This is a genomic window from Ferdinandcohnia sp. GQ5, from assembly GCF_059759275.1.
This window is the reverse complement of sequence record NZ_JCAXEW010000030.1, coordinates 24,973-49,442: the sequence shown is the minus strand read 5'-3', so window position 1 is coordinate 49,442 and position 24,470 is coordinate 24,973. Positions and strand designations below refer to the sequence as shown.

The 24,470-nt window shown below is 41.4% G+C and carries 17 protein-coding genes; 2 read left to right on the top strand and 15 right to left on the bottom strand.

The genetic code is table 11. The features are described from left to right. Positions 1-701: 701 nt before the first annotated feature. The 9 genes from pyrG to AC6CHV_RS24935 form a co-directional block, all read right to left on the bottom strand. Positions 702-2,309: a CTP synthase gene (gene pyrG, locus AC6CHV_RS24975; protein ID WP_341333266.1), complete on the bottom strand. Its 1,608-nt coding sequence runs from the start codon at positions 2,307-2,309 to the stop codon at positions 702-704. A gap of 514 nt (positions 2,310-2,823) precedes the next feature. Beyond that, entirely contained in the window at positions 2,824-3,396 is a 573-nt protein-coding gene (rpoE, locus tag AC6CHV_RS24970) for a DNA-directed RNA polymerase subunit delta (protein WP_341333267.1), read from the bottom strand. Between the two features lie 378 nt (positions 3,397-3,774). After that, positions 3,775-7,035, bottom strand: a complete 3,261-nt coding sequence (icmF, locus tag AC6CHV_RS24965; RefSeq protein WP_440273265.1) for a fused isobutyryl-CoA mutase/GTPase IcmF — start codon at positions 7,033-7,035, stop codon at positions 3,775-3,777. Positions 7,036-7,055: 20 nt separating this feature from the next. Continuing rightward, a complete protein-coding gene (locus tag AC6CHV_RS24960) occupies positions 7,056-7,679 on the bottom strand; it encodes a TetR family transcriptional regulator (protein ID WP_121448538.1) in 624 nt (207 codons plus the stop codon). A 204-nt stretch (positions 7,680-7,883) separates the two neighbouring features. Further along, positions 7,884-9,023 (bottom strand): acyl-CoA dehydrogenase family protein, encoded by a 1,140-nt coding sequence (locus AC6CHV_RS24955; protein ID WP_121448539.1) that lies wholly within the window; start codon positions 9,021-9,023, stop codon positions 7,884-7,886. Positions 9,024-9,109: 86 nt separating this feature from the next. Next, entirely contained in the window at positions 9,110-10,243 is a 1,134-nt protein-coding gene (locus AC6CHV_RS24950) for an acyl-CoA dehydrogenase family protein (RefSeq protein WP_498079883.1), read from the bottom strand. 73 nt (positions 10,244-10,316) lie between these two features. Further along, positions 10,317-11,168 carry a 3-hydroxybutyryl-CoA dehydrogenase gene (locus AC6CHV_RS24945; protein WP_440273263.1) on the bottom strand — a complete coding sequence of 284 codons (852 nt, stop codon included), beginning with the start codon at positions 11,166-11,168 and terminating at the stop codon, positions 10,317-10,319. Between the two features lie 189 nt (positions 11,169-11,357). Beyond that, entirely contained in the window at positions 11,358-12,536 is a 1,179-nt protein-coding gene (locus AC6CHV_RS24940) for an acetyl-CoA C-acetyltransferase (RefSeq protein WP_440273262.1), read from the bottom strand. Between the two features lie 209 nt (positions 12,537-12,745). Beyond that, entirely contained in the window at positions 12,746-14,866 is a 2,121-nt protein-coding gene (locus tag AC6CHV_RS24935; protein WP_440273261.1) for a (Fe-S)-binding protein, read from the bottom strand. Positions 14,867-15,181: 315 nt separating this feature from the next. Between AC6CHV_RS24935 and cls the strand changes: the two genes are divergently transcribed. Further along, a complete protein-coding gene (cls, locus tag AC6CHV_RS24930) occupies positions 15,182-16,384 on the top strand; it encodes a cardiolipin synthase (RefSeq protein WP_341333273.1) in 1,203 nt (400 codons plus the stop codon). A 227-nt stretch (positions 16,385-16,611) separates the two neighbouring features. On the opposite strand, the gene AC6CHV_RS24925 is transcribed toward cls, so the two are convergent. The 6 genes from AC6CHV_RS24925 to speE form a co-directional block, all read right to left on the bottom strand. After that, a complete protein-coding gene (locus AC6CHV_RS24925) occupies positions 16,612-16,791 on the bottom strand; it encodes a XapX domain-containing protein (protein ID WP_099360873.1) in 180 nt (59 codons plus the stop codon). 79 nt (positions 16,792-16,870) lie between these two features. Continuing rightward, positions 16,871-18,541: an arginine--tRNA ligase gene (argS, locus tag AC6CHV_RS24920; RefSeq protein WP_498079882.1), complete on the bottom strand. Its 1,671-nt coding sequence runs from the start codon at positions 18,539-18,541 to the stop codon at positions 16,871-16,873. After that, positions 18,542-18,979 carry a YwiB family protein gene (locus AC6CHV_RS24915; protein WP_165918249.1) on the bottom strand — a complete coding sequence of 146 codons (438 nt, stop codon included), beginning with the start codon at positions 18,977-18,979 and terminating at the stop codon, positions 18,542-18,544. Positions 18,980-19,276: 297 nt separating this feature from the next. Then, positions 19,277-19,654, bottom strand: a complete 378-nt coding sequence (locus tag AC6CHV_RS24910) for a cytochrome-c oxidase (RefSeq protein WP_341333276.1) — start codon at positions 19,652-19,654, stop codon at positions 19,277-19,279. 161 nt (positions 19,655-19,815) lie between these two features. Then, positions 19,816-20,694 (bottom strand): agmatinase, encoded by an 879-nt coding sequence (gene speB, locus AC6CHV_RS24905; protein ID WP_121448548.1) that lies wholly within the window; start codon positions 20,692-20,694, stop codon positions 19,816-19,818. 248 nt (positions 20,695-20,942) lie between these two features. Next, a complete protein-coding gene (speE, locus tag AC6CHV_RS24900) occupies positions 20,943-21,767 on the bottom strand; it encodes a spermidine synthase (protein ID WP_121448549.1) in 825 nt (274 codons plus the stop codon). Positions 21,768-22,010: 243 nt separating this feature from the next. On the opposite strand from speE, the gene AC6CHV_RS24895 reads away from it, so the two are divergent. Further along, on the top strand, positions 22,011-24,080 hold the full coding sequence (locus AC6CHV_RS24895) for a transglycosylase domain-containing protein (protein WP_341333277.1): 2,070 nt from the start codon (positions 22,011-22,013) through the stop codon (positions 24,078-24,080). The last annotated feature ends 390 nt before the right edge of the window (positions 24,081-24,470 follow it).

The following is a 24,470-nucleotide window of genomic DNA, read 5'->3' as shown; positions in this document are numbered from 1 at the left end:
GTAATGTTCTTCATGAGCCCAATGAAGTACAAAACCCGTCTCTTTTTCGTGCGTAATGTTCTTCATAAGATCAATGAAGTACATTTCCAGCCTCTTTTTCATGCGTTATGTTCTTCATGAACCCAATGAAGTACATAACCCGTCTCTTTTTCGTGCGTTATGTTCTTCATAAGCTCGATGAAGGGGATTCGGATTTAAAATCGAATGCTTTTTCCTCTTCATAAGCTCGATGAAGGGGATTCGGATTCAAACTCGAATGCTTTTTCCTTTTCATAAGATCAATGAAGTACATTTCCAGCCTCTTTTTCATGCGTAATGTTCTTCATGAGCCCAATGAAGTACATAACCCGTCTCTTTTTCGTGCGTTTTGTTCTTCATAAGCCCAATGAAGTACATAACCAGTCTCTTTTTCGTGCGTTATGTTCTTCATAAGCCCAATGAAGTACATAACCAGTCTCTTTTTCGTGCGTTATGTTCTTCATAACCTCGATGAAGTACATAACCATACTTTCCTTCGAGAGTTATGTTCTTCACAAGCTAGATGAACTACATAACTGTGCTTCTATACAACCAAATCGTCCTTCATAACACCAACGACGGACTTAACCAACCAATACTTGGGACAAACCCGTACTTCATCCTATTTCATCCCACATAACCCCATACAAAAAAGCGAGTGAATTGACACTCGCTTTTTTCCATTACATTTTTTCAGCTTGAGTTAATGATGCTTTAATAAATTCTCTGAACAATGGCTGTGGACGGTTTGGTCTTGATTTAAATTCTGGGTGGAATTGAGAAGCCACAAACCAAGGGTGGTCTTTCAATTCAATAATTTCCACAAGACGGCCGTCTGGGCTTGTCCCTGAGAAGATAAAGCCTGCTGCTTCCATTGCTTGACGATAATGGTTATTGAATTCGTAACGGTGGCGGTGGCGCTCATATACCACTTCATCGTTATATGCTTCATATGCCTTTGTGCCTTCCTCAATTTTACATGGGAAGATGCCAAGACGAAGCGTACCACCTAAATCCTCAACATCCTTTTGTTCTGGTAAAAGGTCAATAATTGGGTGAGGAGTATCCGGATTAAGTTCTGCAGAATGTGCTCCTTCTAAACCTAGTACATTACGTGCAAACTCTACAGATGCAAGCTGCATACCAAGACAGATACCGAGTAATGGTGTCTTTGTCTCCCTCGCATATTTGAGGGCTACAATTTTCCCTTCCACTCCACGGTCACCGAAACCGCCTGGAACTAGAATTCCATCTGAGCCTGCAAGTAATTCTTCAACATTTTCAGCTGTTACTTTTTCAGAGTCTACCCAGTTGATATTGATATCAGCATCAAATGCATAGCCAGCATGCTTTAATGCTTCTGCAACAGATAGATACGCATCCTGAAGCTCCACATATTTTCCGACTAATGAAATATTCGTTGTTTTTGTAAGGTGTGTCACTTTCTCAACAAGCTTGATCCAATCTGTCATGTCTGCTTCTTGGCAATCAAGTTGAAGGTGCTCACATGCAATTTGGTCAATACCTTGCTCCTGAAGGGATAAAGGAATTGAATATAATGTTTCTGCATCACGACTCTCAATAACCGCTTTTGGATCGATGTCACAGAATAGCGCAATTTTCTCTTTCATATCTTCTGAAATTGGCATTTCTGTACGAACAACAATGATATTTGGCTGAATTCCAAGGCTACGAAGTTCTTTAACACTGTGTTGGGTTGGCTTTGTCTTCATTTCACCAGCCGCTTTAATGTAAGGAACAAGCGTACAATGGACATACATTACGTTGCGGGCGCCAACATCACTTTTAATTTGACGAACTGCTTCTAGGAAAGGTAATGACTCGATATCTCCAACTGTACCACCGATTTCAGTGATCACGACATCTGCATTGGTTTCACGTCCAGAACGGAACACTCTTTCCTTGATTTCGTTTGTAATGTGCGGAATAACCTGAACCGTTGCCCCTAGGTAATCACCACGACGCTCTTTCTTTAGTACAGTTGAATAGATTTTACCAGTCGTTACGTTGCTGTATTTGTTTAGGTTAATATCGATAAAACGTTCATAGTGGCCTAAGTCAAGGTCTGTTTCAGCGCCGTCATCGGTAACGAAAACTTCACCATGCTGATACGGACTCATTGTTCCTGGGTCCACATTTATGTATGGATCAAATTTTTGAATCGTTACATTCATACCTCGGTTTTTCAATAAACGACCTAAAGATGCAGCAACAATCCCTTTTCCTAGGGATGATACAACCCCACCTGTTACGAAAATATATTTAGTCATCTTTCTCTTTTCCCCCAATCATGTAATTAGTTAAAGTTTGCTCAAAAAATCAAAATGTATAAAGAAATTCTTTGTCTAGTTCAGCGCCTAGCCCCTCGAGGTCATGAGTCAAGCCGTCAATAAGGATAAACAGCATCCTTTTTGCCATCTTGTCGGACTTGCACAGGAAGTGCTGACATCGACGTTTACCACAGGACGTGGCAGTTTTAAGTCGATGTTCCTCTATTAAAGGCGCCTGCACTTTACTTCTTGGTGCGGGGGTAAATTGTTTTTAACTCACCGAACCTTACACTTCTATAAAGTGAAGCTTTAACTGACAGCCGCCTTCCAAGGGACTTGCTGCTAGTTAATGCGGGATAAAATAAAAAAGCTCCACTTACAATATGTAAGGGAGCGAAACTTTAATATGGTTTCGTAGATACTCTTTTTTTAGAGCCCAAAAAGTATTCTACCGAGATAAGATTAAAAAGTCAATATGAGTTTGAGTTTAATTTAACTAGTTAGATCTTGAGGATTAGTCTTCTTCCTCTTCTTCAAACTCTTCGTCTTCTTCTTCCTCGTCTAATTCATATTCTTCATCATCAATGAGTTCTTCATCGTCATCATCGAAGTCATCTTCGTCGTCGATGTCATCAAAGTCCTCATCTTCTTCTTCTTCTTCGTCATCCTCGATGTCATCCACATCTTCATCTTCTTCATCAAAGTCCTCATCATAATCAAGATCATCTTCGTCAAGATCGTCAAAGCCAAGGAGTTCGTCATCCTCATCCTTCTTCTTGCTCTTTTTCTTCTTCTTCGGCTTTTCAGTATGAGTAACCTCTTCGTCGATTTGCTCGTATGGATACCAAGTACGAAGTCCCCAACGATTATCACCTAATGTAATAAAACGACCATCGATATTGAGATCTGTATAAAACTGAGAAATTCTTGTACGAACCTCTTCTTCTGAAAGCTCTAATACTTTTGTTACTTCGTCAACTAGCTCGTTAAATGTAATCGCGTCTTTTCTCCCTAAGAAAATCTCATACGCTACTTCAAGCATTGACATTTCTTTAATTTGCTCTGGTGAGTATTGATCGAGACTCATCAAGGCACTCCCTTTCTATGTATGTAACTGGAATTCTGGTAAAAACTTGTTGTCAGGATTCTTCTTATAAAAAATAAAAAAGAGTTCTGTAAAATACATATCATTCATTATAAACAAAATCAACCACTTTATGCCAGACATATCATAATTTAAGGCTGAACTAACTAAATAAAATACGCCTTAAAGTATTTGCGCCCAGATTTTTTTCGACTTGCTCGAAAAACTTCCTCTAAAAAATCTGAGGCATCCGCCGGAGGCTATAACTTTATTCAGCCCATATTTAAGTTCTTCACTCATTGTATACTTATCATTAATTTCCCATACTAAAAAAATCGAGGCCTCCCTGAATAAAGTTATTAGTTCAGCCTCGATCATTTTCTACATATTTCTACGGTACTGTCCGCCAACTTCATAGAGCGCCTGTGTGATTTGGCCAAGACTTGCGACCTGAACCGTTTCCATCAATTCTTCAAAAATATTGCCATTGTTCACTGCAACCTGTTTAAGCTTTTTTAATGCTTCTTCTACTTTATCCTTATTTCGTTCTTGGAATTCCTTTAAATTTTTAATTTGAAGTTCTTTTTCTTCTTTTGTTGCACGCGCAAGCTCGATATTGTTTAAATCCTCCTCTGTTGGCGGATTAGGATTTAAATACGTATTTACGCCAATAATCGGAAGCTCACCCGTATGCTTTTTCATCTCATAATACATGGACTCATCTTGAATTTTTCCGCGCTGATACTGTGTTTCCATCGCACCTAGAACACCACCACGGTCATTCAGTCGGTCGAATTCCTGAAGCACTGCTTCTTCCACTAAATCAGTGAGTTCCTCAACAATAAAAGAACCTTGTAGCGGATTTTCATTTTTCGTTAATCCATGCTCTTTCGTAATAATCATCTGAATCGCCATCGCACGGCGAACCGATTCCTCGGTTGGTGTTGTAATGGCCTCATCGTATGCATTCGTATGAAGCGAGTTACAATTATCGTGAAGAGCCATTAGTGCCTGCAGTGTCGTACGAATGTCATTAAAATCAATTTCCTGTGCATGGAGGGAACGTCCAGATGTTTGTACATGGTACTTTAATTTTTGACTACGCTCATTTGCTCCATATTTTTCTTTCATGACCGTTGCCCAAATGCGGCGTGCCACCCGACCAATTACGGTATATTCTGGGTCGAGCCCATTACTGAAGAAGAAGGATAAGTTTGGTGCAAAATCATCAATATTCATCCCACGGCTTAGGTAATATTCCACATACGTGAACCCGTTTGATAAGGTAAAGGCGAGTTGAGAAATCGGATTAGCACCCGCTTCTGCAATATGGTAACCAGAAATTGATACTGAATAATAATTTCTTACTTTATGATCTATGAAATATTCTTGGATATCCCCCATCATACGCAACGCAAATTCAGTTGAGAAAATACACGTATTCTGGCCCTGATCTTCTTTTAAAATATCCGCTTGAACTGTTCCACGAACTGTCTGTAATGTTTTCGCGCGTACCTCTTGGAACTCCTCCACCGTTAAGATGCGGCCAAGATCCTGTTCACGCTTTTCAACCTGTTGGTGAATAGCAGTATTCATGAACATGGCTAGGATAATTGGTGCTGGTCCATTGATTGTCATTGAAACCGAAGTAGACGGTGCACAAAGATCAAACCCTTTATAGAGCTTTTTCATATCATCGAGGGTACAAATACTGACGCCGCTTTCTCCAACTTTCCCATAGATATCTGGGCGATAAGCAGGGTCTTCACCATATAAAGTTACAGAGTCAAATGCTGTACTTAAGCGTTTTGCATCATCATCCTTTGATAAATAATGAAAACGTCGATTCGTCCGATCTGGGGTCCCTTCGCCTGCAAACTGACGTTTCGGATCTTCGCCTTCACGTTTGAACGGAAACACACCTGCTGTATAAGGGAATGAACCCGGAACATTCTCTTTGTAAACCCAACGGAGAATTTCTCCGAAGTCCTTAAAGCCTGGGAGAGAAATCTTTGGAATCGATAGACCCGAGAGACTTTTCGTTTTTAAAATGGTCACGATTTCCTTGTCACGAATTTTCGTAATGAATTTCTCACCTTTATAGGTTTCTTTCAAAGATTCCCAGTTTGCAAGGATTTTCTTCGATTCATCCGAAAGCTTTGTTTCATATTGGAATTGAAGTGTTTCAAGAGCTTTGAGGACGTCCTCGTTGCCCAGTTCCTTCACGCTCTCAATCGTACCGCTAATTTGGAATAGCTTTCTTGCGATTTCCACCTGTTCGGCTGCTTTTTTATGATAGTTTCGAACTGTGTCAGAAATCTCACGTAAATAATAGCGTCGGTCATTCGGGATAATGACATTTTGTTTTTGGACATCTGCCGTTTTTTCGAATGAAGTTTCCCAGTCTGCACCCATTTTTTCATTGATTTTATCCACTAGATTAGCAAAAAGGGCGTTCGTTCCTGGATCATTAAACTGACTTGCAATCGTACCGAATACCGGCATATCTTCGTAGTCTTTTTCAAATAAAAGGTGGCTACGCTGATACTGCTTTTGCACCTGACGTTTTGCATCTTCTGAACCCTTGCGTTCGAATTTGTTAATCACAATCAAGTCGGCATAGTCAATCATGTCGATTTTTTCAAGCTGTGAAGGTGCACCAAATTCACTTGTCATAACATACATGGAGATGTCACAGACCTCTGTAATTTCGGCGTCACCTTGCCCAATCCCACTTGTTTCAACAATGATTAAGTCGAAGCCCGCTGCTTTTACTACTGCAATTGCATCTTTAATGGCTAGCGACAATTCTGATTTTGAACCTCTCGTAGCAAGGCTTCGCATATAAACCCTTGGAGAGAAAATAGCATTCATGCGAATTCGGTCACCAAGTAAAGCACCACCGGTTTTTTGTTTTGTTGGGTCAACAGATAGGATCGCAACTTTTTTATCGTCGAATTCATTGATAAAGCGGCGAATCAGTTCGTCCGTGAGGGAGCTTTTTCCTGCTCCACCTGTACCTGTAATCCCCACAACTGGAACCGTTTTTTCAAGATCTTTTATTTTTTGAATGATTGTTTCAGTCGCTGCAGCCGTTTCATTGTTGGTTCCAATTTGATTTTCCGCAATCGTTATGAGCTTAGCGACCGTATTGTAGTCCCCATTTTGAAGGAGCTCAAGTTCATCGGTTAGCTCCGTGCTTGTTGGGTAATCGCACTCTTGTAGCATCTTGTTGATCATCCCTTGAAGACCCAGAGTGCGACCATCGTCTGGTGAGAAAATCCCTGCAATTCCGTATTCATGAAGCTCCTTTATTTCACGAGGGATAATAACTCCGCCACCGCCGCCATAGATGCGAATATGAGAAGCCCCGCGCTCTTTTAAAAGATCATACATAAATTTAAAATATTCCACATGTCCACCCTGATACGAGGAAATCGCGATACCTTGCACATCCTCTTGGATTGCTGCATTCACTACTTCCTCCACCGAGCGGTTATGTCCAAGATGGATTACTTCTGCACCACTCGCCTGTAGGATGCGACGCATGATATTAATCGAGGCATCATGCCCATCAAATAAGCTTGAAGCCGTCACAAACCGAACATGATGCTTAGGACGATATACCTCTACCGTACTCATTTCCATTCCCCCAGTCTCACCTATTTTGAAACGATACCTTTTAATAAAAGCTCTGTTTGCATCTCAATATATTCCTCAAGCGTGAAAAGCCTGCGCATCGCCCAGCGGCGAAAGCCCCACATCTGGCCTTGAACAAAAATATTATGAGCTACAAGTTCAACCTGTTTTTTCGGCAATTGAAGTTCCCCGTTGGCAATGCAATCTTCAATTGCCCTTTCAAACATACCCACCATTTCTACTTCTTTGTTCAACACATATGGAAGGGCATCCTTTGAGAGAGATTTCGCCTCCTGATAAAGGACAAGTACCTCATCCTGCATCTCATCCATTACAAGAAAGTAATTGCGAATCGCAAGCTTTAGACTCTCTATACTACCTTCCTTTGTGTTGATTGCTTCTTCCATTCGCTCTTTAACCTGATCGTAAATACTGTCTACGACCAAATAAAGAACATCTTCTTTCTTACGGATATACTCATAAAGTGTGCCAATACTAAAACCAGCAGCTTTCGCAATTTCTCTCGTTGTTGAGCGATGAAACCCTTTTTCCTTAAAAAGCGTCACCGCACCCTTAATCATCTGATCCCGCCGCTTCTTAATCAACCGCTCATCCTTCACTGAAGCCGGAACATCATTCCTTCGCATCTTTTCACCTCCAAAGATAAAGCCCAGGGCGCTCGAACATATCGGCTACAAGCATAAAACGAGCGCTGACAGAAGGTGCATGTTACCTTCCGAAACGATTGGCTTATGACCTAGAACCGACGTCGCATGGAGCTAGACATTTTGAAGCAACTGTCCCTCGTTCCACCTTTTTTCTTGGGACAAGGGACCTGTCCCCTTGACCCACTATTTTGTTAACATTCTAGATATGACGAGGCGTTGAATTTCTTGTGTGCCTTCATAGATTTGAGTGATTTTTGCGTCACGCATATAACGCTCGACTGGATAGTCCTTTGTATAGCCGTAACCACCAAACACTTGAACCGCTTCTGTAGTTACCTTCATCGCTGTATCTCCAGCAAAAAGTTTTGACATCGCAGACTCTTTGCCATATGGAAGTCCTTCTGATTCTAACCACGCTGCTTGATAGGTTAAGAGACGAGCTGCCTCGACACTTGTTGCCATATCCGCAAGCTTGAAGCCGACTCCCTGTTGAGCGGCAATTGGTTTACCGAATTGGACACGTTCTTTCGCATATTCAGTAGCTGCATCAAGGGCACCTTGAGCAATTCCTACCGCTTGGGCTGCAATCCCATTACGACCTCCATCAAGCGTCATCATGGCAATCTTAAAGCCTTCACCCTCTTCGCCGAGTAAGTTTTCCTTAGGGACACGGCACTCTTCGAACATAATTTCAGTTGTAGGTGATGAACGAATTCCCATCTTCTGTTCTTTTTTCCCTACAGAGAAACCAGGGAAGTCGCTTTCGATAATAAACGCACTTGTACCTTTATGTTTTGAAGATGGGTCAGTTAACGCAAACACCACATAAATATCAGCAATCCCACCGTTTGTGATGAAGATTTTCGAACCGTTTAACACATAATGGTCGCCTTCTAATCTAGCAGTTGTCCTCATTCCACCTGCATCTGAACCAGAGCCAGGCTCTGTTAATCCATAGGCACCGATTTTTTCACCCTGTGCCATTGGTCGTAAGTATTTTTGCTTCTGTTCTTCACTACCAAACTTGTAAATCGGCCAACCTGCAAGGGATGTATGAGCGGAAAGAGTTACCCCTGTTGAAGCGCATACTCTTGAAAGTTCTTCGACAGCGATACAATATGCTAAATAGTCACTACCAATTCCGCCATATTCCTCTGGCCACGGAATTCCCGTTAACCCAAGCTCCGCCATTTTATCGAAAATTTCACGATCAAAGCGTTCCTCTTCATCACGCTCCGCCGCTGTCGGTGCAACCTCATTCTTTGCAAAATCACGAACCATCTTACGAATCATCTCATGCTCTTCAGACAACTTAAAATACATTTCCATTACCTCCATTGGGACAGAGGGACAGGTCCCTCGTCCCACCATTTTTTTCCTGGGACAAGGGACCTGTCCCCTTGACCCATTTATAGATGTTTGCTGATGACGATTTTTTGAATTTCGCTAGTTCCTTCGTATATTTCAGTTATTTTGGCATCTCGGAAGAATCGTTCAACCGGATAATCTTTTGTATAGCCATAGCCCCCGTAAACCTGAATGGCTTCGGTTGCAACCTCCACCGCTGTTCTAGAGGCAAACAGTTTTGCCATCGAGGATTCTTTGCTACATGGCAAGCCCTGGTCGTGTAGGAATGCAGCCCGATAGATTAGTAGTCTAGCAGCCTCGACATTTGTCGCCATATCTGCAAGCTTAAAGCCGACTCCCTGCAAGGAGGCGATTGGTTTACCGAATTGGTAACGATTCTTCGCATACTCCACTGCATGTTCTAGCGCCGCTTCCGCAATTCCAAGCGCTTGGGAAGCAATGCCGATTCGACCCATACTTAGATTCGCCATCGCGACTTTAAAACCCTCACCTTCAACCCCTAGAATGTTTTCAGTTGGTACCATTACATCTTCTAGGGTGATTTGAAGCGTACGTGATCCGAGAAGTCCCATTTTATGCTCATCTTTTCCGAACACAAAGCCCGGTGTATCTTTTTCAATAATGAAAGCCGTAATGCCCTTGCTTCCCGTTTCGTTCGGGTTTGTGCGGGCAAATACAATATATACATCCGCTTCGCCACCATTTGTGACAAACACCTTTGACCCATTCAACACATAATGGTCACCTTGTTTGACTGCTCTTGTTTTTAAACTAGCAGCATCTGAGCCAGCGCTCGGTTCTGTGAGACAAAAAGCTCCCAAATACGCTCCACTTGCAAGCTTTGGAATATATTTTTGCTTCTGCTCTTCTGTTCCAAAATATAAGATAGGATGCGTACCAACTGAGGTATGAACGGATAAAATAACCCCGATGGTTGCGCTCACCTTAGAAAGCTCGTTGATCGCAATAATATAGGACGTAAAATCCATCCCTGCTCCACCATATTTTTCAGGGGTTGTAATTCCCATTAATCCAAGGGACCCCATTTTCGAAAGAATTTCTCGTGGAAATTCTCCTTTTTCCATGCGCTCCACGAACGGTGCGATTTCTTCTTTTGCAAAATCACGCACCATTTTTCGCATCATTTCTTGTTCTTCTGAAAAATGAAAGTTCATGCTGTTTCCCTCCAATGCGGGATCTTGATGAGTTGGGTTGTATTTAAGAGTTGTCACTTCGTGCTCACCCCTATTATTCGTATGTGTAGAAACCTCGACCAGATTTTTTTCCTAACCAACCCGCTTTCACGTATTTCCGAAGCAATGGACATGGTCTATATTTGTCATCACCAAAGCCTTCGTGTAGGGTTTCCATAATGTAAAGACATGTATCAAGCCCGATAAAATCAGCAAGTGTCAGTGGCCCCATCGGATGATTCATGCCAAGCTTCATCACTTCGTCAATTGCTTCTTTTGTAGCGACACCTTCATAAAGGGTGTAGATTGCTTCATTTATCATCGGCATTAAAATACGGTTTGACACAAATCCTGGGAAGTCATTGACTTCAACTGGTACCTTATTCAACGTTTTTGTCATATCTTCAATCACTTGATAAACTTCATCAGCTGTGGCTAAGCCACGAATAATTTCAACTAATTTCATTACTGGAACTGGATTCATAAAATGCATTCCAATTACCTTTTCCGGGCGCTTCGTGGCTGCGGCAATTTCTGTAATCGGAAGAGAGGAAGTATTGGTTGCTAAAATAGCATTCTGAGGTGCAATTTCATCTAGTTGTGAGAAAAGTTTTGTCTTGATGTCCATATTTTCAACGGCCGCCTCAATCACAAGGTCGACATCACTTGCATTCTGCAAATCAAGAGAGGGAGTAAGCCTTCCCAAAGTTGCTGCTTTTTCTTCTTCACTCATGCGACCTTTATCGACTTGTCGTGTAAGGTTTTTCGTGATCGTCCCAAACCCGCGATCCACGTATTCTTGTTTTAAATCATGGAGCTTTACATCGTAGCCTGCCATCGCACAAACCTGTGCAATCCCAGAGCCCATCTGTCCTGCACCTATGACCATCACTTTTTGTACCTTCATCAAACATACCTCCTAATTTGAAATGCGCAGGCGCCTTGCTCAGCCCCGACAAGCACAATACATGCCGGCTAGAAGGTTGCTCTCTGACCTTCTTGACGGAATGGATTGTGACCTCGAGGGGCTAGACGCCGGAGCTAGACACAGAAATCTAAGTATCGAATTAATTACGTTCCTACCTTATAAATAAAGTTATACCTGAATCATAATGGCATCGCCTTGACCGCCACCACTACAAATCGCAGCTATGCCTATGCCGCCGCCACGGCGTTTTAATTCATGAATAAGGGTAATAATTATCCTCGCACCACTAGCTCCAATTGGGTGACCAAGTGCTACAGCCCCACCATTGACATTGACTTTCTCAGGGTCAAGATTAGCAATTTTACCGCTTGTTAAGGCAACTGCAGCAAAGGCTTCGTTAATTTCAAACAAATCGATTTCATCGACTGACTTGCCCGTTTTCTTTAACAATTCTTTGATAACCAGGCCAGGAGTTTTCGGGAAATCACTTGCTTCAACAGAAATTGCAGCATGAGCAAGTATCGTTGCAAGTGGCTCTTTTCCCTCTTGCTTTGCTCGCTCCTCACTCATGAGAACAAGTGCAGCTGCACCATCATTCACGCCAGGTGCGTTACCAGCCGTAATCGTGCCATCTGCGCTAAACACGGACTTCAGCTTTGCTAGCTTTTCAATGGTTGTGTCTGCTCGCGGTGCTTCGTCTTGGTCAACAACTGTGTTTGCACCTTTACGGCCTTTTACCTCTACTGCAACGATTTCCTCCGCGAACTTGCCAGATTCAATTGCCGCTATGGCACGTTCGTGACTGCGAAGAGCCCACTCGTCTTGTTCTTCACGGGAAATGCTAAACTCTGACGCAACCTCATTGCCGTAGGTCCCCATATGAACACCCTGGAAGCTGCAGGTTAGGCCATCATGAACCATTAAGTCCTTTAAGCTTGCATCTCCCATTCGTAATCCAAATCGTGCTTTAGGTAAAAAGTAAGGCGCATTGCTCATTGATTCCATACCACCAGCGACAATTATCTCTTCGTCACCTGCACGAATAATTTGATCAGCAAGTGTGACACTGCGAAGCCCTGATGCACACACTTTATTAATGGTTTCTGTTTTTACTTCCCACGGAATTCCTGCATTTCTTGCAGCCTGTCGGGATGGAATTTGCCCTTGGCCACCTTGTAGAACATTTCCAAAAATCACTTCATCAACCTTTTCACCTTCAATGCCTGCCCGCTTTAATGCTGCCTTGATAGCGATTCCACCAAGTTCGGACGCTGTTAATGAACTAAGATTCCCCCCTAATTTCCCAAACGGAGTACGAACACCACTGATAATGACTGTTTTTCCCATGCTCAAACCTCCTTGATTTTTCTCGACTTAACGCAAAAATCGAAACCGCTTACATTTTTCCGACTGAACGCTCGCTCAGCCTTGTCTGAAAGAAGGAGGCGTACCAATGTACACCTCTCTTTATCTGTTAATCTATTACAAATAAAATAAATGTTTCCTATACTCCTATTTTACAATATAGAGGTTGGAAGATAAATCATATTTTTCCACTATGATGCAATTTCTTTTTGATCACCGACAACGGATCTTTCAAGGATTTCAGCAATATCATATGTGCCGATTTGCTCCTCTACTTCCTTCGCCTTTGTACCATCGCTTAGCATTGTTAAGCAGTACGGACAACCAGAACCAATCGTTGTAGGACTCACCGCAATCGCTTGCTCTGTTCTTGCTACGTTAATACGAGTTCCTGTATCCTCTTCCATCCACATGAGACCACCGCCAGCACCACAGCACATTCCCTTTTCACGGTTACGTTCCATTTCAACCAACTGAACACCTGGAATTTGTTTTAAAATTTCGCGAGGTGGATCATACACATCATTGTATCGGCCTAAATAACAGGAATCATGCCATGTAATGACTTCATTTACCGCATGCTTTGGAACCAATCTACCCTCTTTTACCAGGTCATACAATAGCTCTGTATGGTGGACAACCTCGACATCTTTAAGTCCCATATCTGGATACTCATTTTTGAAGATATTGTAGGCATGTGGGTCGATTGTCACAATCTTCTTCACTTCTGCCTTTTCAAATTCAGCAATATTGTTCGTCGCAAGCTCTTGGAATAGGAATTCATTTCCGAGTCGACGTGGTGTGTCACCAGAGTTTTTCTCTTTGTTTCCAAGAATCGCAAATTTCACGCCAGCCTCATTCATAAGCTTCGCAAAAGATAGAGCGATTTTTTGGCTTCGGTTATCGAATGCACCCATTGAACCAACCCAGAATAAGTATTCGAATTCTTCTCCGGCTTTTTTCATTTCTTTTACAGTTGGTACATGAACATCTTCACGAACTTCACGCCAGTTTTCTTTTTCCTTACGATTCAGTCCCCATGGATTTCCTTGGCGCTCAATATTCGTCATCGCACGTTGAGCATCCGCATCCATTTTTCCCTCTGTCAGAACAAGATAACGACGTAAATCAATAATTTTATCAACATGCTCGTTCATGACTGGACATTGGTCTTCACAGTTACGGCAAGTTGTACAAGCCCAAATCTCTTCTTCTGTAATAACATCACCAATTAAGCTTGGGTTGTATGCTAACTCTGCTGTAGCAGCTGTTTCATTTGCACCTTGGCCAGCTGAAGCCAGCGCTAGCTGATTTGCCTTTGTATGATTGAATGCAACTGCTGGAACCCACGGAACCTGTGATGTTACAACAGCACCTGTTTCCGTTAAGTGATCACGCAATTTCACAATTAAATCCATTGGGGAAAGCATTTTTCCTGTACCTGTTGCCGGACACATATTTGTACAGCGTCCACATTCCACACATGCATAAAGGTCAACTAACTGGGTTTGCTTGAAGTCTTCAATTTTCCCAACACCAAAAGTCTCTTGTGTTTCATCCTCAAAATCAATTTTCTCAAGCTTCCCTGGGCTTGTTTGTCTGCTTAAATACACATTTGCAGGCCCGGCAATTAAGTGCGCGTGCTTTGATTGCGGCACATAAACTAAGAAGCTTAACAGGAAGAGTAAGTGAATCCACCATGCGACATAAAAAATCACAATGGCAACTGTTTCATTAAGCCCGCCTAATGCAAGTGAGATGATGGATGCAATAGGCTCGGTCCATGTTGTTTCATGGCCATGCCAAACGATTGCAGCACCGTTTCCTAATAAAACAGAAAGCATTAAACCACCAATAAATAATAAAACGAGTCCTGATTTAAAGCCCCTTTTCAATCGAACAAGCTTTTCCACATAACGGCGGTGGAAAGCCCAAACGACTGCAACTAAGATCATAAATGTGACAATCTCTTGGAAAAAAGTAAAGCCTGGATACAAAGGTCCCAGTGGCAGATGTGAACCTGGTTTTAGACCCTTCCAAATAAAATCAATCGCGCCAAATTGGACAAGAATAAACCCGTAAAAGAACATCACATGGATGACTCCACTCTTTTTATCTTTTAAAAGTTTTTTCTGCCCAAACACGTTGACCCATATCCGCTGAAGTCTCTCCTTTACTTCCCCATCAAATTCGACTTTTTTGCCAAGTTTGATATAAGCAATTCTTGTCTTGATCAAATAAACGAAAAGATAAATTGCGTAAGCGGTTACAGATAAGAATGCAAGAAGATTAATTACTAAGAGGATATTCACTTTTTAACCCCTTTCTAAAATTTGCTAAACTTAATCAAATTCACCTTGGGAATTTGCGCCCAGATTTTTATCGAGCTTGCTCGATATATTTTCTCTAAAAAATCTGAGGCATCCGCCGGAGGCTTAACTCTTTTCAGGCAGGCTTGCCCTGCTGAATGGAGTTAAAATTCTGACTATATAGTTCGTATCTCCATTATATAATGAATGAGCATTCAGTCAACTACTTTTTCTTTAAAAACCTTAAATAATCAATCCCATTTTCGTATAAACTAAGTGAACGCCATTAAGCACAACCTCATCATAGGAGGGGTATATTTGCGAGCTATCTTCTGGATTGTCCTTATTATCATTATTCTATTACTGTTACTCCGCCTTGATTACAGTCTCGGAAGAAAAAGTCATCTAAAAAAACAAGAGGATGAGGAATTTCCTCTACGCGACAGTAACATTTCCCTTTATTCAACAGGAGAAACACTCTTCAACGATTTATTTACAGATATTCGAAACGCGAAAGAACATGTCCATGTTGAATTTTATATTTTGCAGGATGATGACTTTAGTAAAGGATTCGTCTCGCTTGTGAAACAAAAGGCCGAACAAGGTGTGAAGGTTCGCCTGCTTTTGGATTGGGTGGGCAGCCACAATGTTACAAAGGAAATGGAAAAAGACCTAACTCGCTCAGGAGTTTCGTTAGCCTATAGCAATAAGCCCAAATTTCCGTACCTTTTTTATAAGCTGAATGCCCGCAATCATAGGAAAATCTCCGTCATTGATGGAAATATTGGTTATATTGGCGGCTTCAATATTGGAAAAGAATATCTTGGTAAGGATCCGAAATTTGGGTTCTGGCGGGATTACCATCTGAAACTAACCGGTGAAGGAGTCGCAGATCTTCAAACACAGTTTTTGAAAGATTGGTATGGCGCCACAAAAGAGGAAATTGAAAACCGAAATGCCTATTACCCGCCACTTCCTATAGGAAAGTCAAAAACGAGACTCATTTCTACTAATGGAGCATATCTTGAAGGACAATTTATGAATATGATCAAACAAGCTGAACACGAAATCATTATTGGCTCCCCTTATTTCGTACCAAGTGAACAACTCAAAGAAGAGTTAAAAAATGCAGTGAAACGAAATGTTAGGATTCACATCCTTTTACCGAAAAAGCCGGATCACCCATTGGTCAAAGAGGCCGCCATTCCGTATATGGACGAGCTCTCAAAGCTCGGCATTCAGTTTCATATGTACACTAGAGGTTTTTACCACGCAAAAGTCATTTGTATTGATGACAAGCTTTGCGATATCGGAACAGCCAATTTTGATAAAAGAAGCCTTTACTCTAATTATGAAATTAATTGCTATATCCATGATAAAGAAGTGATTCAAGAGGTTAAAAATATGGTAACAGAGGATTTTAAAACTTCAAATGAGCTTACTCGCGACCGAATCGAAGAACTAAAGACTGAGAATAAGTTAAAGATTAAGATTGCAACATGGGTTTCTCACTTTTTATAAGGAGATGAGTGCGGAATAGTGTTAAAGGAATAGCAGCTTGTGCAACTAATACTGTCACTAGCCCAAATTTACTGTCACCATCTAAAAAATACTTTCATTAGCCCGTTTACTGCCAGTAACCAAAAAATACTGCTACTATTTCAGATTTACTGCCGCTAATCGAAAAATACTGCCACTATTCGAGATTTATTGCCACTAACAAATCAGGCACCCGTGATGGGTGCCTGTTATTTTGGTCCAAATTGAATCATTGGTGCTAACCATTGGAATAGCTTAAATCCTAAATAAACCCCCACGATTCCAGTTACCCCTGCAAGTGCTGGTGGAGCAGGGATTGGTAGCTTTAATAAAGCAAAAATAAATCCGACAACGACACCTGTCAAGAGTGCCAATATAACCTCTTTCATATGTGTATCCTCCCTTTTCCCTTCATTATTCCCGTTAAAAAGGCCCTCTACTCAACGTAAGGGCCTCTTAATATATAGATTACATTTTTTCTGGTGCAGATACACCGATTAGCTTTAATGAATTTTGCAATGTGATTTGAACAGCTTTCATTAACGCAAGACGTGCCTTCGTTTTTTCAAGATTGTCTTGGTCAAGCACTTTCTCTGCATTATAGAAGCTATGAAGTGCAGCTGCAAGTTCATTAATATAGTTCGTGATGCGATGTGGAATTCTTTTTTCTGCTGCTTCTGTCACGGCTGCAGGGAATTCCCCAAGTTTTTTCAATAGGTCAACTTCTTTTTCAGAATTGATATAGTCAAGCTCGTAATCGCCATCTAATGCAATATTCAACTCATCGCCAGAGCGTAGCATGCTGCAAATACGTGCATGTGCATATTGCGCATAGTACACAGGGTTCTCGTTTGATTGTGAGACCGCTAAATCAAGGTCAAAATCAAGATGAGTGTCTGAGCTTCTCATTGCAAAGAAGTATCGTACCGCATCTAAGCCAACCTCTTCTGTCAGTTCACGCATTGTAACAGCTTTTCCTGTACGCTTACTCATCTTCATTTTTTCACCATCTTTAAATAGGTGAACAAGCTGAATGATTTCAACCTCAAGTGTGTCCTTATCATAGCCTAGTGCTTGAATCGCCGCCTTCATCCGAGGAATATAGCCGTGATGGTCTGCTCCCCACACATTGATCAGCTTTTCAAAACCACGCTCGAGCTTGTCCTGATGGTACGCGATATCAGGAGTTAAATACGTATAAGAACCATCATTTTTAATTAAAACACGGTCTTTGTCATCACCGAATGTTGTTGAACGGAACCAAGTTGCACCGTCTTCTTCATAAATATGTCCTGCGTTACGAAGCGCTTCAAGTGCGCGGTCAATTTTTCCGTTATTGTATAGTGACGTTTCCGAATACCAAACATCAAAACGAACTCGATACTCCTCTAAGTCCTTTTGAAGCTTTTCCATCTCGTATTTCAAACCATATTCACGGAAAAAGTCAAAACGTTCTTTTTCATTCATCGCGACATATTTATCACCAAATTCTTCAGCAAGATGCTTTCCGATGCCCACGATATCTTGGCCATGATAGCCGTCTTCTGGCATTTCAGCCTCTTGACCAAGCGCTTGAAGATAGCGTGCCTCAACAGACTTTGCAAGGTTATTAATTTGGTTCCCAGCATCATTGATATAGTACTCACGTGATACATCATAACCTGCTTTTTGTAAAATATTACTTAAAGAATCACCCACCGCTGCACCACGTGCATGTCCAAGGTGCAGGTCACCTGTTGGGTTTGCTGAAACAAACTCTACCTGAACTTTCTGCTTGTTCCCAATGGTTGTTTCACCGTACGCCTCACCCGCTGTTAAAATGGTCGGAATAAGATCCGTTAAATAGGAATTATTCATATAAAAATTGATGAACCCAGGTCCTGCAATTTCAATTTTTTCGATCGATGCTTTTGATTTATCAAAATTAGCAACAATCTCTTCTGCAATCATACGAGGGGCTTTTTTTGCCACACGTGCCAGTTGCATTGCCATGTTTGTCGCATAGTCCCCGTGCGCTTTATCTTTTGGAAGCTCCAACACAACTTCTGGAATCTGTTCTTCCGTTGCTAGTCCAGCTTTTACAACTGAGTCTTTAATTTCCGCTTTTAAGCGTTCTTTTACCTGATCAACAACATTCATCTAGTTTCGCTCCTTAAATGTAATGGTTATTTTATGTAATCCAGACTTTTCACCATGTAGTGAAAGCTCATATGCTAAAAATAACGTCCCTTTACGAGAGTTTTTGTACCATTTGTATTCGATATTATTTGTTTTTGCGGTGAGGTCAAAGGTTCCGTGCTGGTTTTGGAATGAACCTTGTGTGGTTACATTTTTCCGGTAAACCTGACGCATTTTCACCTGTCCCGAACGAAGGATGAGGACCTCTTTTTCGGAGATTTTAATCACTGTTTTAACCGTACCTGTTTCTTGCTTTTCATCAAATTGCAAATATGTATTGTCGCCTTTTATGTAGTATAGACCATTTGCGTCAAAAGCAACATTTTCTTTTCGCGGTCCGTCTTTAATTTCTGTTACAAATTTGAGATCAATAGGTACTCCTGCTTGACTCATTTCCACACATCCCTATATGAGGATGTTCAAACATTCGGCTGAAAATGACACATCGAATTTCTGCGTTGTCTTGCTTCTCCGTTCCTCACGTATTAACTGCATACGCTCCGGTACTCAAAGCTGCACCGCCTTGAACTTCTCGGTCCTTTTCAACCTCCTTTTGAACACGTATTTTAGGTCATTAACTTTACTAGTATACGGCATTTTGTAATGGGATTTCAAATTAAAATGGAAGATGTCAGTCAAGCCAAAATAAAAAACCCGACTTAGTAAGTCGAGTTTGAGAAAAGTGTGATAAGTGTATTATTGCTTTGTGACTTTAACGTTCAAGAAAATATTGATTGCAAAGAGGATGATCGCAAGGGTTGTCACAGTACCACCGACAGCAATTACGGGTTCGACTGCAGCATTTCCGAGCAATAACAATGTGAGTCCAATCATCATAACCGGTAAACCAATATTATGAAGCCAAAAATGAGTCTTTCCAAGCTTGGATTCTCCTGCTTGAGGGAATAAATAATAGACAATACCTGCAAGCCCCATAGATGCCCAGCCTAATAAGTTAATATGAACATGGACCCCTGTTAATGTGTAATTATGTGACATCGACATCCCCATCCCAATGAGAACACCAATCACAAAATACACGGCAGCCATTTTCAAAAAGCGAACCCCAACCATCGAACTCCCCCTTAAATAGGTAATTTATAGTTCAAAAGTATTATATTCGCCTGGCTAGAAAGAATTGTCATAATAGTTAAATTTATTTTTTACGGGACTTTGGTTTTGCGGAATCACAAAAAAGCTTGAGCCACATGGCCCAAGCATTTAAACGCAAGTTTTTACTTTTTCGGTATCCACCCTAAAATCATTTCACGAATCAGTTTACTTGCGGTATTCGCCGTTTGTTCAGACGTATCATAAATCGGTGCAACCTCTACCAAGTCTGAACCAACTACACGCACATCTGATTTAGCAATCTCATGAATCGCCCCTAACAACTCTTTAGATGTAATACCACCGGCATCAACTGTACCTGTACCCGGTGCATGTGCTGGATCTAATACATCTATGTCAATGGTCACATACACTGGACGACCCGCTAACTTCGGAAGAATCTTTTTTAGCGGCTCAAGCACTTCAAACTTTGAAATATGCATGCCGTTTTCCTTTGCCCATTGGAATTCTTCCTTCATCCCTGAGCGAATGCCAAATGAAAACACATTCTCTGGTCCGATTAATTCAGCAATTTTACGAATTGGCGTGGAATGAGAAAGTGCTTCTCCCTCATAATTCTCACGTAAATCAGTATGGGCATCCATATGAATAATCGCAAGATCTGGATACTTTTTATAAACAGCCTTCATGACCGGCCAAGAAACGAGATGCTCGCCACCCATACCAAGTGGGTACTTTCCTGCTGCAAGTACTTGATCCACAAAGTCTTCAATCATATCAAGACTACGCTGCGGATTTCCGAAAGGCAATGGAATATCACCAGCATCATAAAATTTCACTTCTTCTAGCTCTTTATCAAGATATGGACTGTATTCCTCAAGTCCAATCGACACCTCGCGAATTCGGCTAGGGCCAAAACGTGAGCCTGGACGGTAGCTAACTGTCCAGTCCATTGGCATTCCGTAAATGACGGCTTCGCTCTCTTCAAAATTCGGATGGCTTTTGATAAACACATTTCCTGAATAAGCTTCATCAAATCTCATCGAAAATCCCCCAATAATTATTAATCAAATACGCCTTGGCGTATTTGCGCCCAGATTTAGGCCCACAGGAAGTGGGTCATAAAGACGTTGCCACAGGACGTGGCGCTTTTAGTCTTTGATCTTACTGATCGAAAAACATCCTTTGAAAATCTGTGGCATCCGCCGGAGGCTTTTAATTTAATTCAGTTGATTATTATCTTTTGCAAATTGCAGTTGTACTCCACAATAGGTGTGTTAATTACAACTTATTAAATTAAATCTGCAACAAATTTAGGCAATACAAATGCTGCTTTGTGGAGTTCTTTTGTGTAATATTTTGTTTCAATTTCATGGAAGCGGTCATCACTCACTTCTAGTGGATCATATTTTTTCGAACCGATTGTGAATGTCCAAAGTCCACTTGGGTATGTTGGGATGTTCGCAATATAAAGACGTGTGATTGGGAAGATTTCCTTCACATCACGCTGTACGTTTCGGATTAAGTCGGGTGTAAACCAAGGGTTGTCCGTTTGCGCCACAAATACACCGTCTTCTTTTAACGCTTTTGAAATCCCTGCATAAAAGCCTTTTGTGAACAGATTTACCGCTGGACCTACAGGCTCAGTAGAGTCAACCAAAATAACATCATACTCATTTTCACTTTTTGCAATATGCATGAAGCCATCGTCAACTTTCACATCGACACGTGGGTCTTCAAGCTTTCCTGCAATTTCAGGAAGGTATTTCTTTGAGTACTCGATTACTTTTCCATCAATATCAACTAAAGTTGCTTTTTTCACACTTGGGTGCTTTAACACTTCACGGATTACCCCGCCATCACCGCCACCTACAACAAGGACGTTTTCTGGATTTGGGTGAGTGAATAATGGCACGTGTGCCACCATTTCGTGATAGACGAACTCATCCACTTGAGTGGTCATAACCATCCCATCAAGAACGAGCATGTTACCGAATTCCTCAGTTTCTATCATATCGAGTTTTTGAAACTCTGTTTGTTCTGTATGTAAGGTTTGCTTAATTTTTGCTGTGATACCAAAGCTTTTTGTTTGTTTTTCCGTAAACCATAATTCCATTTTCATAACATCCTTTCATTGAATAACTTAGGGATTTATTCCCTTATCGTTCCCTATTCCCTTAAAAAAATCGATGTCAACTTCAAAAAGTATAAGGCAACCGCCCGAAAATGCAAGAAAATTTTTCATCTTTTAGCAAATAAATGTTTAAAAAGGCAGAAAACTTTTCATACTGATTGATATATGCCTACGAAAATGGCTCTATATGAAGCTTTCAAATAGAAAAAGAGAGAGGTGAACTCTGTGGAGCTAATTACAAATGATCGTTTAAAAACCGCTATTAAAATCATGCGAGCTCTATTATTTATTGGCTTAATTTGCTGTACACTAGTTGCTGTCGGGATATTAGGTGTGCTTGCCTATGCAAAGACACAGGGGGCACCTCCTCTTGCAGTTCCTTTATCCACCTTATTCTACGCCGAGGACGGAACGTTAATTGGGGAAGAACGTCATCAAGGTGAGACTCGCTATTGGGTATCTCTCGACGATATGTCTGAATCCATTGTTGATGCCACCGTTTCCATTGAGGACCGGAACTTTTTTGATCATCATGGGTTTGACTATAAGCGAATTGGCGGAGCGATTATTGCCGACATTAAAGCAATGTCAAAGGTGCAAGGGGCGAGTACCATTACCCAGCAATATGCCAGAAACCTCTTTTTAGAGCATGAAAAAACATGGAATCGAAAACTTACAGAGGCCCTGTACACCATTCGACTAGAACTAAATTATTCGAAACAAGAAATTCTAGAAGGATATTTAAATACAATCTATTACGGACATGGCGTCTATGGAATTGAAGCAGCTGCTAATTACTATTATGGAAAAAGAGCAAGCGAGCTGTCTCTAGCGGAAGCCTCCATGCTTGCAGGAGTGCCAAAGGGTCCAACCCATTACTCACCATTAGTAAACGAGGAAAAAGCGAAACAGCGTCAAAAAGTCATCCTCCTTTCAATGGTGGAGAATGGCTTTATTTCAAAAAAGACCGCTGAACAGGCACAGGCTGAGGAACTAACCTTTACAGGAAACAAAATGGTCGGGCGTGAAGACATTGCCCCGTATTTCCAGGATGTTGTAAAAAAGGAACTTCAAACAAAACTAAAACTTGACCAACAAACAATTGAAACAGAGGGATTACGTGTCTACACCACGCTCAACCCAAAGCTTCAAGAAATTGCTGAGGATAAAGCGAAGAACTCGATTAAAGAAGAGTCAAAAATTCAACTTGGGTTTGTTGCGATGGATCCAAAAAATGGTGAAGTTCTTGCACTCCTTGGTGGACGGGATTACGAGGAAAGCCCATTTAATCGGGCCACACAGGCAAAACGGCAGCCTGGTTCAACCTTTAAGCCATTTTTATACTATGCAGCCCTTGAAAAAGGCTACACTCCATCGACCCAAATTCGAAGCGAGTTAACGACGTTCTCGTATGATGACAATCGCTCAAAATATACACCACGAAATTACAAAAATTATTATGCTAACGACTCAATTACGTTAGCTCAAGCAATTGCCCTATCCGATAATGTGTACGCTGTGAAAACCCATCTCTTTCTTGATGATGGAGAACTCATCGACACTGCGAAAAAGCTTGGCATTACAAGTAAACTTAAAGATGTTCCTTCTCTTGCTCTTGGAACATCTGGTGTAAGTGTAATCGAAATGGTTAATGCCTACGCAACCATTAATAATGGCGGAATGCGCCATAAGCCTGTTTTTATTACTAGAGTTGAAAATTACAAAGGTGAAGTCATTTATGAAAATTCCCCAAAGCCAAAACAAGTGCTTGATGAAGATCTCGCCTTTGTCACAACACAGCTAATGACAGGCATGTTTGATGAAAAACTTAACGATTACACAGCTGTCACCGGATCTACAATTAGCGATAAACTGACCAGATTTTACGCTGGCAAATCAGGTTCGACTGACGCAGATAGCTGGATGATTGGGTACTCACCCCAGCTCGTCGCAGGTATTTGGACCGGTTATGACAATAATGAACCAATGACAATTGTTGCAGAAAAACAGTATGCAAAGAATATTTGGGCAGGTTTCATGGAAGAAGCACATCAGGACATTGCACCAACACCATTTAAACCGACTGAAGGGGTTGTTGGAGTGTATGTAAATCCAGACACAGGTTTGCTCCCGACGAAGGATTGCCCCGTTTCAAGGCTTACTTATTATAAAGCAGGAACTGAGCCAACAGAATATTGTTCGAAAAATACAGAGGATGTAAAGAAAGAGAATCCAAAAAAGGACGAAGAGAAAGAAGACAAAGGTTTCTTTAAGCGAATCTTTGATTGGTTTTAGATAAAATGCACTGCACTTCTGCTCAAGTGTTATAGAATGGGAAAAGTCTTGGGGGTTTGTGGCAGATCCAACCCCCGATTACTTGGGGTGACTGTTCTCTGTTTGAATTTGGGATGGATTCGGACTCTAAGTACTCGGGGTGACTGTTCTCTGTCTGAATTAAACCTGGATTCAGACTCTGACCGCTGGATTTAGCCGTGCTCTGTCCGAATTAGAACTGGGTTCGGACTCTGAGCATTTGATTTAGCCGTTCTCTGTCTGAATGAGAGCTGGGTTCGGACTCTGGGCGCTGGATTTAGCCACTCTCTGTCCGAATTTGAGCTGGATTCGGACACTGACCGCTTGATTTAACCGATCTCTGTCTGAATTTGAACTGGGTTCAGACTCTTA